The organism is Neobacillus bataviensis (genome assembly GCF_019969725.1).
Genome location: NZ_JAHXYW010000031.1, coordinates 1 through 12,652, shown reverse-complemented (window position 1 = coordinate 12,652; position 12,652 = coordinate 1). Strand labels below are relative to the sequence as shown.

Below are 12,652 nucleotides of genomic sequence, written 5' to 3'. Positions count from 1 at the left end.
TTTATTGCATAAATTATATCGTCCACGCTCATACACCCCTTAAATATATATCTAAAAAACAATATTCGTCTAAAGTCATTAATATCCCTTCTTCTACTAAACTGCATCCGTTTGTGCAAGAAAAATGGGATCGCCGCAGCCATCCCAATCTTTAACTCTTGCACCCGTTAGTTTAAGTATATTCCTTCACAATCTTGATTTTTGTCGTTTAGTAAATATGTATTTACCATTCCCCATACTCTGTAAAAATGGGAATCTTGATTGTTTTATTATTAAAATCAATCTTAGGATTTAAGTCGTAATTCGTTTTTTTAAAATCAATTACACCGCTATTGGAAATACAAAATCGAGCAATATATTCATCTTTATTATCAATGATTACAAATTCATTGTTATATTGAAAAACAGCAAAATTAAATTGCATTACAAGTTTCCAATCACCTGTTAGATTGTATTCTTCATAAGGATTGTTTTGTTCTTCCCCCATTTTATTTCCTCCTTCAAATTAACCATCATAAACTTTATTCATATCATTCTACTTAGAGTTTAGCATACCTGCTTATTAAGCTAAACTGCCCCGTTAGTGCAGTAAAAAAGCTGCCAAAATGACAGCTTGATCTTTAACTCTTGCACACTTTAATGAAATAACTTAGTAAATTACAAAAAAAGGTTTTATTAACTCAATTTTAGCCAACTATCTTTTTTTCAAGAATGATTTTGGGCTCTCCTTCGTTATCAGTGTAAGTTCCAATTATGTCGAATCCATATTTAATATTTAAAATCAGCATACTACGCCACTTGTTTTTGGTATGTGTTTGAACTGCTTTGTACCCACTTTCTTTTATGTATAGATGCTGTTGCTCCATTAACTTAGAGGCAATGCCTTGGTTCCTGTAATCAGCATTCACACCTCCCAACCAACTATAAAACTGCTCACGATTAAGAGCGTATCCTATCTTATATCCAACTACCATTTTTCCAACTATTGCTACGTCAATTCGCAATTTAGGCTTTTCCTTCATTCTGCCTGCCAAGTCATCTGACTCACCGAAAATACTCGTATGTAGCTTTATAATTCCATCTAATACCTCAATGTCAGGCATTTCATTGAACTTAATATAATTTATGACCAAATCTATACCCCCTATTATTCTAATCCTCCCATAAAGAGCTGGCTTGTAAATTATTGTATCATTCAGAATAAATGTTGTTGTAAAAATTCTTCGCTGAACATATTTTCCTTTATTATAAAAAGGGTTTAGATGATAGCCCCTATTCAACTTAAACTGCCCGTTATCTTAATAAGAATTTCTTTAAATGTTCATTATAAGGAGAAACTGGAATGGAGGGTTTTTATGAAAAAAGGTCTTTTAATATTGATTGCCTGCTTAACCCTTTTCTCTTATTCGCCCGTTAAAGCTGAAACCGTAACTAAAAATGATGTACAGTTGCGTGATGACTTGATTTTCATTATGCTTTATCCCTCAATTCAACAGGAATTGAAGAGGCAATATGGCGAAATTAAACAAAATATGTGTGGTAAAATAACACAAATTAAGCAGCTGCCAATAGGCAGTTACTTATTTAATGTCACCGTGCAGGTAACAACATTTGAAGGTGCTCATGGTCCTCCCAATGATTTAATGACGATCACTTTTAGTAATGAAAAAACCATAGAGTGGCAGGCTATTGATTTCAAAAGAAGAAGGCTAAAGCCAAACGAATCAACTAAATGCACGCATCCTTTGTAATAAGGGTGCTTTTTCTCCGGGAATATTCTTCAACTAAACTGCCCGTTAGTACAACAGCAAAAAGACCGCCGCAGCGATCCATCTTGAACTTAATAAGCAGTAGCAATAAATTAAACTAAAATGCCATGCTAAATCCATTCAGCTCATTTTTGAAGAATTGATAGAAAAATCATTTTTTTTCTTAAATAGCATTCTTAGAATGCTCAAAATAACTAAATAAGTATAAACTGGAATAAATATAGAGATTAGAGCATTCATGTCTAAATGAAATCTAGTCATCAACAATCCTGCTAATGTATAAGTACCAATTTGGATGAAGTATTTAGCTTTATCTATATTACTAAACACTTTCCTCGTAGCAATAAAATCTGCGACAAATGTAGTTGGCATGCCTAAAATAAAGTAAATAATCATGTAAAAGTAAGAAACTACCATATAAAAACCTCGATTTGCCAAATTATCTTCTGCAAAAAATTCAGGAGTAAAGATATGCATAAATGGTAATTGAATTATTAATGCAAAAGGAGCAGATAGTATAATAGCTAGTAAGATTTTTAGAATATATTTCATTTAATTGTTCTCCTCGTTTTTTTTTGCCACTTCTACATTAACCTTGAAATAATGCTAATTCAATGTTTAATTACCAAAACATTTATTATTCAACTATCCTGCTCCGTTAGTTGAAGATATCAAATGCTCCAGTAACCCTATAAACAGGATTGATAAAATAAAAGTTGGTTTTAATAGAAAAATCTTTATTCTCAACCTAAAGAATTAACAAAAAAGAAACGGGCTTTCGCCTGCTTCTTATCGAAAGTTTTGTTCAATGAATTCTTGTTCTTCTTCGGGTGTAAACAAGCGTGTTGCAACTCCGATTGTCCCGTTTTGAAGGGAAAGAATTTCGTTGTGTGCTTCGACCGCGTTTTCGAAATTCCCTTTGTTCCATTCGTCCAAGATTCTTAAATAAACGTCTTCGTGAATATAATCCGTTTCGTCTAATGTTTTAAGTAATTCGCCAATTCTTTCTGGCGTCATTTCGGTCGACCCGTCCTTGATATCTGCGGCAACTTTTTGGTGCGTCATACGGTGGACAATCCATTGGAATTCGGCTTCGGTAGGAACGTAAATGCCTTCGGTGATTTTCGCTTCAAGTTCGGCTTCGTTATCTATTTCCGTGTCATGCAAAGTTTTGGCTTCCGCTTTTTCGTTTCCGTCGCTTGTCATAGCTTGATATATTAGCACACCAACGACAATGAACCCCAACACCGCAACAATCGAAACACCAATCAAAAGTCTGTTTAAGAATTTTTCCATTTACGCAACCGCCTCTTTTATACTTACACAATTTTAATTCTTATGAATACGGATTTCATCATTACTTTTCTATTTTAGTAGCTTTGAAAGATACCAGCCACACCAACTTACTACAAATACTATTGGAATTATTAAAATGTTGCTTTCAGATCCTTTTTGCAGCCAGTCGATATAAAAAATATAGGCTATACCTAAGACCAACCGAAAGTTAACAGTCCGAAAATCAACCTAATAAAATAGTCTTTCATATGTAACCTTTTCTTTGCTTTAAATGTAATCACTATTTTAGCTGCTCTTCTTTATTGTACAATTACAAGAAAAATTTGGATAGCAGTATTTAATGCACAATCCTTCTTGTACTAACCTGCATCCGTTAGCAGAACAAGAAAAAAAGCAGCCAAGAATGCCCGCCTGTATCTTCAACTCTTGCACCCGTTAGCGTAATAAGGATTTTATATTACTAAGTATTTAAAAGATATTGCAAGAAACCATTAAATGTATTTGAACAGGTTGTTACTTCCTCTAAGTCCATCCCTATAAATGGAACAGATACAATTTGTGTTTCATCCGTTCTTGTATCGAATGCAAATGCTGTGTCGCCTCCATCCGAACCAAATAAAACTAATCCTTTAGCAAAGTCACTAACACCGTAAGCTTCATTTAACTCAATAATGTCCTCAATCGACCATAAGATTAAATAATTCTCTCCTATACTTCCTTCAGCACCATTAGAGTATGAAATAAATTCGATATAATCAATGGGAAAAGTAATACCAAGTTTAGTCTCCACTTTTTTAACCATATACTCCTCGACTGGAGGTTTCAATTCTAATCCATATGTATGAATCATACCGTTTCCCCACTTTTTTAATGTTTTAAAATAACAATTCGCATTAAGATTGGATAATTCCTTCTTTCACTAAACTGCTACCGTTAGTTCAACAAGAAAAGGATCTGCCAATAACAGCTCATTTATTTTCTTTTTACAAACGATCATATCTTCTAGGTGTGAGATTGTTAACTCCATTCCAAGATAATAATTTTCTTTAAATGTAATACCCTGTATATTAGCTCCTTTAAATTCTGTTCCAGAAAGTGAATTACCAACCATAATGGAATTATTCAAATTAGTGTTGTTAAATATACAAGTTCTTAGATTTGAATTAGTAAACCTTGAATAAGTTAAATTTGTCCCTGTAAAATCAATAGCTAAAACACATTCATCAAAGACAATATTGCCCAAATCCATATTCATAAGTGAGCCACTTTCCACTTTTACTCTATAAAAATAACGCTTACCATTTTGTAGTTCCTTTAAAAGTTCAGACTCTGACATTTCTGATAGAACCCACTTTGGTCCATATGTTGTACTTCTTATTAAGATAGACTGTATACACTTTTTAATTTTCTTCATTTTTTATCCTACTTTTCTATATTTTCGATACAAATTGCGTTTTTCTTCTTATCATAATCCACCTAAACTCTTTATGCACTAACCTGCTTCGATAGTTGAATAGACTCTCCTGTTTCAATTTTGAGAATCAAGTCAATAATTCCTCTAAAAAAGAAAATTTAGGGAGAGATGTATTTTGTTATTGTCAAAGGCATGGGAAACATATGAATCGGATAAACGAATTGAAGGATTTTCGCCACAAACATTAAAAGCATATAAACTTCAAGCCACATTACTTATTAGATATTTTAAGGATGTTAAACTTAATACTATAACCACAGTTCAACTTAAAGAATACCTTGCAAAGTCAAGCGAAACCTTAAAACCTTCAAGTCTGGCTCACCGAATACGTTTTATGAAATCATTATTTCGTTGGTCACATGAGGAGGGTTATATTTCAAAAAATCCCGCCGCGAAAATAAAGGAACCTAAAGCAGGGAAACGAATTCCAAAGTTCCTAACAGAATTTGAAATTGAACATTTACGTGAAGCCTGCACCAGCCCATTGGAGAAGGCTTTGTTTGAATTCATGTTTTCCACTGGGTGCCGTATAGGAGAAATTGTTTCCTTAGAGAAGAGTAGAATTAATTGGTCTAACCGTTCCGCTATTGTGAGAGGAAAAGGGGATAAGGAGAGGGAAGTGTATTTTAACATCCGCTGCGAAATTTGGCTTAAACGATACCTTGATCAACGCCAGGATGGCGATGCAGCCATTTTTGTTACAGAACGGTATCCTCATCGAATGAGTATTGCCCAGATGAGATATATCATCAAACGAATTTCGAATCGGGCACGGATCAATAAATCAATTCATCCCCACCAGCTAAGGCACAGTTATGCCACTCATATGCTGAATAATGGTGCACCTCTTGAAGTTATCCAGAGCTTACTAGGTCATGAGAAAAGTGAGACAACAAGGATATATGCACAGTTAAGTGGGAGTTTAAGGCGAGAGCTTTATTGCAAGTATTTTTAAATTGAACTCATAAAAGCAATGCATTAAAAAGCATTGCTCTTCTTTAATTCTCGCTACCCGTTAGTTTAAGTGCATTTTTTCACAAACTTGTACAATCGTAGTAATTAAAATTACGATGTCTTTTTCAAATAATTCCTCTTTCTACCAATTTCATTTACCGATTTTCATATAAATTTCCCTCAAAACTAGAAACACTCTTCAATCAATGTTAAATTTTAGAACACCCTAAGTTAAACGATGTTTTTCATGTTCTTTGTTTTAAACAATTTTTTATTTAATCTAGGAGTATACATGATTAGAAATCCAGATCGACCAATGGTATAGACTATGAAAGCGAGCCATAGGCCATGATTATGCCAGATAGGTGTTACCGTAATTTGTAAAAGGATATAAACCATCATTGCATAAATCATTGAGTTTCGAACGGGAGCAATTTCAGTTGCTCCGGTAAAGACCCCATAAATAACAAGACCAAAGCACGCAGCAAATGGGTAAAGACTGAGCCAAATTCCATATTTTGTTGAAAGTTCGATTATTCTAGGTAGATTTGTAAAAAGGGAAATAATTTGTTTTTGAAATAATCCATATACACAAGCTATAACAAATGCAGTAATTACCGACCATTGCTTTGATAAAGTAACTGTTTTTTTATATAATTCCTTGTCATTTGATCCTACAGATTTGCCGACGAGAATACTCGTGGCGTTGGCAAACCCATCGAAGAAATAAGCCATTATGTAATGAATTTGAAAAAGTACAGCATTTGCAGCTAGAAAGTCTGTACCAAACGAAGCACCTTTTGCTGTAAACATATTAATAACGACTAATAAACATATTGTTCGAATAAACAAATCCTTATTAACGTTAAATATCCTTTTTATAGACTGAGAATCTATTAGTTCTTGAAAGGATGGGAATGTCCATACAAATGGTGATGCCTTCATAACAATAAGTAACCCTAATATAAAGGCTGTCACCTCAGCAAACAAAGCGGCCGTAGCGACCCCTTTTACAGCAAAAGAAAAGACATGTACAAAAAGAATTGCCAAAATCATATTCAAAACATTCATTAACACTTGTAAAAATAATGATTCTTTAATCTTAGCCATCCCCATTAGCCAGCCAAGGATAACATAGTTCATCAATGTAAAGGGTGCTCCCCAAATTCTAATTCGAAAATATTCTGCTGCAAATTTACTGACATCAGAATCAGTAGAAAACAATATCAGAGCTAAATATTCAATCGGCCATTGTAAGAGAATAAAACAAATTCCAACCACAACAGCTAATAAAAATGGACGCAATAAAGCAAGTATTCCTTGGGATGGGTCGCTTGCTCCATTAGCTTGTGCAGCAAAAGCAGATGTACTAACCCGTAAAAATCCGAATACCCAATATAATGTATTAAAAATTAGAGTCCCAACTGCAACTCCTCCAATATATGCTGAATCGGGAAGTTGCCCTACAACAGCTGTATCTACAGCTCCTAACAAGGGCGTCGTCATGGTCGAAATTGTTAGGGGAATCGCCAAAGTAAGGTACGCACGATGATTCATTCGGAATGGCCTCCTTCTATCATTTCTAATAAAAACCAATAGCCTCGATTTTGTATATGAAATCGAGGCATACGAAAAATGTAAATACTTCTTTAATTAATCACGTCTAACCGAGCGAAAACGTGGATGCCCGGCAAGTATTGAATCTCTCATCTCATTTACTACAGGATGTTTTGAAGTTAAAAAATGATTTTTTTCATCGAATAACTCGACTAATTCTCCTTTTTCTAGAACACCTAGTCTATCACTGATTGTATAGGCAGCATTAATATCATGGGTAATAAAGAGAAATGATAACCCGAAGTCTGCTTTTAACTCCTTTAGTAATTCCAAAATCAGGGTTTGATTCACCATATCTAGACTACTGACTGCTTCGTCTAAGACAATAAGCTTCGGCTTAAGTGAGATGGCTCTTGCAATATTGATCCTCTGCAATTGGCCACCACTAAATTGATTAGGGAATTTTTTCAAGTCATTTTCACTTAGCCCTACCCTTTCCAATAATTCAATAACGGTTCGTTTTTGTTCAGTGAGTGTAAGCTTTTCATAGTTTTCTAACGGCTCTGCAATAATTCGTTCAGCAGTCATTCGAGGGTTGACCGATGAGTATGAGTCCTGAAAGACAGCCTGAAGATCACGACGAATTTTTTGATAACTATGCTTATCTGAGTTATAAATATCATGCCCTTGAAAAAGAACCTTTCCATATTGAGGCCGTTCCAAACCAAGAATCACTTTTCCTAAGGTACTTTTTCCAGCTCCACTCATACCAAGCAAACCTAAACAAGTTCCTTCCTCAATAGAAAGAGAAATGCTAGAAAGTATTTTTTTAGAACGGTCTTTCCAGCCGAAAAACTTTCGGGATCCGTAGCTATGAGTTACTTCATTTATTTGTAATAAACTCATTTTCTCCCCCCTTACAAAATGCCTATTTTAAGCCAAATGGATGACAGATTCATCTAATGGTAATACTGAACGTGCATTTAAAAGTTTTTTCGTATACTCATGCTGTGGCTCATCGAATAGTTGGAACACGTCCGCTTTTTCTACTATTCGACCATTCTGCATAACAGCAACTTCATCTGCCATTTCAGAAATGACCCCAAGATCATGGGAAATTAATAGTATGGCTGAGCCATTTTCAGAGCGAATTTTATCTAAGTGGTATAGCACTTTCTTTTGATTTTTTACGTCAAGTGCAGTTGTTGGTTCATCAGCAATAATAACAGTTGGATGTAAGCATGCTGCAATCGCAATCATCACCCGTTGAAGCATACCACCACTCAATTGAAAAGGATAATATTTTAATAGTTTATCGGGATTTGGTAAATTCAAATCATACATCGCTTCTATCGCAAGCTCTGTTGCCTGTTTTTTATTCCATTGAGTATGGGAGCATATCGTTTCAATAAATTGATGGCCAATTGTAAAAACAGGCGTAAAAGCATTCATTGGATTTTGCATAATAAAGGCTATATTCTTACCACGAATTCCACGCATTTCTTTCTCACCTAAACCGTTCAATTCGAGTCCTTGTAATTCTATGCTTCCTTCAACTTTTGTGTTTTTCCGATCGAGCAACTGAAGAATAGACATACTCGTAACGGTTTTACCGCATCCACTTTCCCCAACCAGACCAAGAACCTTCCCGCGCTTTAATTCAAAATTTATATCTTGAACGAGAGTGGCAGCCCCATTCTTTGTTTTTACCTGTACAAGTAAATCTCTAACTTTTAGCACATTCGACTGTTCTCTACCCAATAAACTCATTCCTTTTTAAAATCGCGTTTGACTCCGTAACGTTCTGATAACGCTTCTCCTAATAAATTGAAGGTAACAATAACAAGCATAATCATTAACCCAGGATAAATCATCAAAGCAGGGTTTGTACGAATATACGACTTTCCTTCGTGAATCATTGCTCCCCATTCAGGTGTTGGCGGTTGGACCCCTAACCCAAGAAACGACATGGCGGAGATATCCATAATCGCCCACCCCATTTCCAATGTTCCCATGACGACAAGTGGTGGAAGCACATTTGGGACTATATGATTTTTTATAATCTTCCATTGCGAGGATCCACTTATTTTCGCAGCAGATATAAAGTTTTGTTCCTTCAGACTAAGTACCATTCCTCGGAACATTCTTGCATAATAGACCCATTGAACAAGCATTAACGCTAAGATGACCTGTGGAAGTCCAGGTCCGAAAATTCCAACCAAACCAAGTATAAGGATAAGACTAGGAAAAGCCATCACACCATCACAAAATCTCATCAAAACATGATCAACCCAACCACCTTTATACCCTGAGAAGGTTCCTACGATTAAACCAATCGCTAATGATGAAATGAAGATGAGCATGGCAAAGCCTAATGAAATTCGCGCTCCATATAAAAGGCGTGATAAGTTACATCTTCCCAGGTGGTCTGTTCCTAATGGAAATTCCCAAGAGGGAGGCTGTAGTTTATAAACTAAATTAACCGCAATCGGATCATTCGGTGCTAGCCACGGAGCAAATATCGCCATAATAAAAAGTATACCTAAAATCATCGAACATATGGGAATCACTTTTTGATTAATGAATATCCTACGTATACTAGTTATCATCAGCGGTACCCTTCTTTCCTAGAGATACGCGGGTCAATGTACATTTGAATAAGATCCACAATCAAATTGCTAAAAATAAATAAGCTAGCTGCAATGAACACATAACATTGAATGACAGGTATATCACGATTAAAAATTGCTTCTATAAAATAACGGCCAAACCCAGGCCAAGAAAAAACGGTCTCAACGATAATCGTTCCCGTTAATAGTTTCCCAAGATTCATCCCTAGTCCCGTAATCATCGGTGAAATCGCAATCCTTAAGACATGCTTGGTCATAATCGTTTTTTCTTTAATTCCCCTTGTCCTTGCGAATAGCACATAGGGCTCTTGTAAATTTTCAAGGATGCTAGCACGCAATAATCTTGTGTACATCGCAATTAAAGGAAGAGCCAGTGTAACCGAAGGCAGAACTAGATGATGCCATGTCCCAATACCCTCAACTGGGAAAAGATCAAGCTTAACAGAAAAGAAAAATATTAATATATAACCTAGCCAAAAAGAGGGAATGGATGCCCCGAAAAAAGATAGTGAACGACTGAAATGATCAATTGCACTGTTTTTCCTTATTCCTGCCAGAAAGCCAAGAGGGACACTAACAAGCACCGCAATAGCTAGACTCCCAAGAGCTAGCTGGATGGTCGCTGGTATTCGATATGTAACCTCTTCCCAAACAGGCTTATTAGAAAGATAAGATATGCCAAAATCAAGTTGGCATATCTTCATAATCGAGTTTACATATTGAATGAAGAATGGTTGATCTAAACCAAACTCATGTCTTTTTTGGGCTAAAATCTCATCAGTCGGTTCGATATGGGCTGCTGTTAAATAAGCCTCAGCTGGATCCACCGGTGAAAGATGAATCATCCCAGTCGTTAGAAGTGCAGCCAAAAGAAAAACTGGGATAATAGACATCACGCGTTTTATTATATAAGTGCCCATCATAGCCTCCTACTGCTTACTGCTCGATGCTAATTCCTGTGAATGGATGTTCATCACGATTAGCAGGGAAAGTGAAATTATTGACATCCTTTTGATAAATCGCTGTTTTCTTAAGATAAGAAATAGGAACAATAGCACCTTGATCTTGAAGTGATGTTAAGATAGTTGTGTAGAGCTGCTGACGTTCTGTTTCGTCTGTAGTTTGAGTAACTCGTGCAATTTGTTGGATTATTTCAGCTTTGTTTGGGTACGCTGAGATCGCTTCATTAAATCCAAATCCCTCTTTCGCGACAATATTGATAAAGGTATGCGGATCATAAGGAGCACCATAGTTACTAAAGAAATTTATATCAAAATCATTATCTTTAAATCTTTGAACCTGAACTGCAAGTTCTACCGGAACAATATTTAATTTGACACCAATAGCCGCCCATTCTGATTGTAGCGTTTCAGCCATAGCTTTTTGAATAGTTTCGGCTGAATTGTACATCAAATCCACATCGAGTAGTTTTCCATCTTTTTCACGAACTGTTTTCCCCTTTGGAAGAGTCCAGCCCGCTTCGTCTAACAAGGACTTCGCTTTCTCAACATCATATTTAATGGACTTTACATCAATGTCGGAAGTGTAAGGTAAGTTTGTAGGTAAAATATGATCCGCTGGTTCTTCTAGTCCAGATGTGATTCCTTTCACCATTGCATCTTTATTAAATCCATAATGTAACGCTTGGCGTACACGTTCATCAGAAAGCTTATCTCTTGCTGAATTCATAACAAGCTGTCTCGTGGCAACTGGCTCAGAAATACTAGTTTTATAGTTGCCAGTAGATTCTAATTGTTTGAAACTATCTATACTAATCATTCCTTCTCCGTAAATCAAGTCTATTTCACCTTTTTCAAAGGCTAGTACACGTGTTTCTGCATCAGGAATAATTTTCACTTGAATCTTCTCTAATGAAGGAAGTTGACCCCAATACTTTTCATTTCGTTTAAAAATCGCATATTCGTCCTTTTTATACTCTTCCAATATCCATGGGCCTGTACCGACCGCTTTCACAACACCTTTTGAGGTATCACCATCCTCAGGGAAACCAGCTTCACCTAAGAAACGAACTGGTCGAACAACCGCTAACTCCTGAACCGTTGGATAATATGGATCAGTTAATGTCATTTTAAATGTATTTTCGTCGATGACTTCCGTATTACTTATTTTCGAAAGAAACCCCAACCAGCTATGTAAATCCATATGATTTAATATCGTGTCAAAATTTTTTTTTACAATTTTTGCATTAAAGCTAGTTCCATCAGAAAACTTCACATCTTTCCGCAGATGAAATGTATATTCTTTGCCATCTTTTGAGATTTCCCATGACTCAGCTAGATGAGGTTTAAGCTCGCCACCATCTCCGTAGCTTACTAACGGCTCATATACCATGGACTGAGCGAATAATTGTGAAGGATTATAAACATGTGGATTCATTTCTCCCACATCCCTTGGCCAGGCGACCGTAAGGATATTTTCTTTTTCGTTCTTTGACGTTGTAGCTTCATCACTGGTATTAGTACAACCTAGCAATAATGTAGATAATAAAAAAATAAAAATAAACGTTAAAAAAATATTTCGACTATTTATTGCATTAAACATATTACTCCCCCTAAATGATGCTGATAATCATTATCAATGATAAAAGCATCACCTTGTCTTGTCAACATAAAATTAGAAACTTTATAGCTTTTAAACCCACTAGCCCTAATATAAATAATTAACTTAAATTGCAAGTAGAAAGTACTGTTGAAGCAAACACCTCGTTTAATAGTGGCATTATTCAACGATCCTGCCCCTATAGTGCAATAAGAAAAGAGCTGCCAATATCACAGCTTATTCAGCAACTATTGCACCCTTTCGTATTATAAGGTCAGCCAGATATTAAAGTGTACCCGTTGTAAAGGACATTTTTAAAAAAGGTCATGCCACATCGAGAAGATGATTTCTGTATTCTACAGGGGTCATCTTCTTTAAATTCCATTGATATCTGTAATTGTTATAGTAGGTCA

General features: G+C 35.6%; 15 protein-coding genes. 2 read left to right on the top strand and 13 right to left on the bottom strand.

Features of this window, described 5'->3' with window-relative positions; all coding sequences use genetic code 11:
• Positions 1–223: 223 nt before the first annotated feature.
• Positions 224–487, bottom strand: a complete 264-nt coding sequence (locus tag LC455_RS30665) for a hypothetical protein (protein ID WP_223596762.1) — start codon at positions 485–487, stop codon at positions 224–226.
• A 199-nt stretch (positions 488–686) separates the two neighbouring features.
• On the bottom strand, positions 687–1,133 hold the full coding sequence (locus LC455_RS30660; RefSeq protein WP_223596761.1) for a GNAT family N-acetyltransferase: 447 nt from the start codon (positions 1,131–1,133) through the stop codon (positions 687–689).
• A 222-nt stretch (positions 1,134–1,355) separates the two neighbouring features.
• On the opposite strand from LC455_RS30660, the gene LC455_RS30655 reads away from it, so the two are divergent.
• Positions 1,356–1,751 (top strand): DUF3888 domain-containing protein, encoded by a 396-nt coding sequence (locus LC455_RS30655; RefSeq protein ID WP_223596760.1) that lies wholly within the window; start codon positions 1,356–1,358, stop codon positions 1,749–1,751.
• A 138-nt stretch (positions 1,752–1,889) separates the two neighbouring features.
• On the opposite strand, the gene LC455_RS30650 is transcribed toward LC455_RS30655, so the two are convergent.
• The 4 genes from LC455_RS30650 to LC455_RS30635 all read right to left on the bottom strand — a co-directional run bounded on the left by LC455_RS30650 (position 1,890) and on the right by LC455_RS30635 (position 4,479).
• Entirely contained in the window at positions 1,890–2,321 is a 432-nt protein-coding gene (locus tag LC455_RS30650; RefSeq protein ID WP_223596759.1) for a hypothetical protein, read from the bottom strand.
• 237 nt (positions 2,322–2,558) lie between these two features.
• The gene (locus tag LC455_RS30645) at positions 2,559–3,065 is read right to left on the bottom strand and encodes a DUF6241 domain-containing protein (RefSeq protein WP_223596757.1); all 507 of its coding nucleotides are present in this window, start codon (positions 3,063–3,065) and stop codon (positions 2,559–2,561) included.
• Between the two features lie 460 nt (positions 3,066–3,525).
• Positions 3,526–3,915, bottom strand: a complete 390-nt coding sequence (locus LC455_RS30640; protein ID WP_223596755.1) for an SMI1/KNR4 family protein — start codon at positions 3,913–3,915, stop codon at positions 3,526–3,528.
• A gap of 69 nt (positions 3,916–3,984) precedes the next feature.
• A complete protein-coding gene (locus LC455_RS30635; protein ID WP_223596753.1) occupies positions 3,985–4,479 on the bottom strand; it encodes a pentapeptide repeat-containing protein in 495 nt (164 codons plus the stop codon).
• A gap of 175 nt (positions 4,480–4,654) precedes the next feature.
• Between LC455_RS30635 and LC455_RS30630 the strand changes: the two genes are divergently transcribed.
• Complete coding sequence (locus tag LC455_RS30630) at positions 4,655–5,494, top strand: tyrosine-type recombinase/integrase (RefSeq protein ID WP_223596751.1); 840 nt, start codon at positions 4,655–4,657, stop codon at positions 5,492–5,494.
• A 230-nt stretch (positions 5,495–5,724) separates the two neighbouring features.
• On the opposite strand, the gene LC455_RS30625 is transcribed toward LC455_RS30630, so the two are convergent.
• The 7 genes from LC455_RS30625 to LC455_RS30595 form a co-directional block, all read right to left on the bottom strand.
• Positions 5,725–7,050: an MATE family efflux transporter gene (locus LC455_RS30625; RefSeq protein WP_223596749.1), complete on the bottom strand. Its 1,326-nt coding sequence runs from the start codon at positions 7,048–7,050 to the stop codon at positions 5,725–5,727.
• A gap of 96 nt (positions 7,051–7,146) precedes the next feature.
• Positions 7,147–7,956 carry a nickel import ATP-binding protein NikE gene (gene nikE / locus LC455_RS30620; protein WP_223596747.1) on the bottom strand — a complete coding sequence of 270 codons (810 nt, stop codon included), beginning with the start codon at positions 7,954–7,956 and terminating at the stop codon, positions 7,147–7,149.
• Between the two features lie 27 nt (positions 7,957–7,983).
• On the bottom strand, positions 7,984–8,811 hold the full coding sequence (gene nikD, locus LC455_RS30615) for a nickel import ATP-binding protein NikD (RefSeq protein WP_223596745.1): 828 nt from the start codon (positions 8,809–8,811) through the stop codon (positions 7,984–7,986).
• A gap of 5 nt (positions 8,812–8,816) precedes the next feature.
• Positions 8,817–9,659, bottom strand: coding sequence for a nickel ABC transporter permease subunit NikC (nikC, locus tag LC455_RS30610; RefSeq protein WP_223596743.1), 843 nt, complete (start codon positions 9,657–9,659; stop codon positions 8,817–8,819).
• Positions 9,659–10,600, bottom strand: coding sequence for a nickel ABC transporter permease subunit NikB (gene nikB / locus LC455_RS30605; RefSeq protein ID WP_223596741.1), 942 nt, complete (start codon positions 10,598–10,600; stop codon positions 9,659–9,661). Before nikB ends, nikC begins: the two co-directional genes overlap by 1 nt.
• A 16-nt stretch (positions 10,601–10,616) precedes the next feature.
• Positions 10,617–12,242 carry a nickel ABC transporter substrate-binding protein gene (nikA, locus tag LC455_RS30600; protein WP_223596739.1) on the bottom strand — a complete coding sequence of 542 codons (1,626 nt, stop codon included), beginning with the start codon at positions 12,240–12,242 and terminating at the stop codon, positions 10,617–10,619.
• 321 nt (positions 12,243–12,563) lie between these two features.
• A partial coding sequence (locus LC455_RS30595) for an IS3 family transposase (protein WP_223588723.1) occupies positions 12,564–12,652 on the bottom strand: 89 nt, incomplete at its 5' end.

What these genes read in the sequence shown, in the direction of transcription:
- LC455_RS30665 (WP_223596762.1), bottom strand. Translation starts at nt 487, where the DNA reads ATGGGGGAAGAACAAAACAATCCTTATGAAGAATACAATCTAACAGGT.
- LC455_RS30655 (WP_223596760.1), top strand. Translation starts at nt 1,356, where the DNA reads ATGAAAAAAGGTCTTTTAATATTGATTGCCTGCTTAACCCTTTTCTCT.
- LC455_RS30650 (WP_223596759.1), bottom strand. Translation starts at nt 2,321, where the DNA reads ATGAAATATATTCTAAAAATCTTACTAGCTATTATACTATCTGCTCCT.
- LC455_RS30645 (WP_223596757.1), bottom strand. Translation starts at nt 3,065, where the DNA reads ATGGAAAAATTCTTAAACAGACTTTTGATTGGTGTTTCGATTGTTGCG.
- LC455_RS30640 (WP_223596755.1), bottom strand. Translation starts at nt 3,915, where the DNA reads ATGATTCATACATATGGATTAGAATTGAAACCTCCAGTCGAGGAGTAT.
- LC455_RS30635 (WP_223596753.1), bottom strand. Translation starts at nt 4,479, where the DNA reads ATGAAGAAAATTAAAAAGTGTATACAGTCTATCTTAATAAGAAGTACA.
- LC455_RS30625 (WP_223596749.1), bottom strand. Translation starts at nt 7,050, where the DNA reads ATGAATCATCGTGCGTACCTTACTTTGGCGATTCCCCTAACAATTTCG.
- nikE (WP_223596747.1), bottom strand. Translation starts at nt 7,956, where the DNA reads ATGAGTTTATTACAAATAAATGAAGTAACTCATAGCTACGGATCCCGA.
- nikC (WP_223596743.1), bottom strand. Translation starts at nt 9,659, where the DNA reads ATGATAACTAGTATACGTAGGATATTCATTAATCAAAAAGTGATTCCC.
- nikB (WP_223596741.1), bottom strand. Translation starts at nt 10,600, where the DNA reads ATGGGCACTTATATAATAAAACGCGTGATGTCTATTATCCCAGTTTTT.
- nikA (WP_223596739.1), bottom strand. Translation starts at nt 12,242, where the DNA reads ATGTTTAATGCAATAAATAGTCGAAATATTTTTTTAACGTTTATTTTT.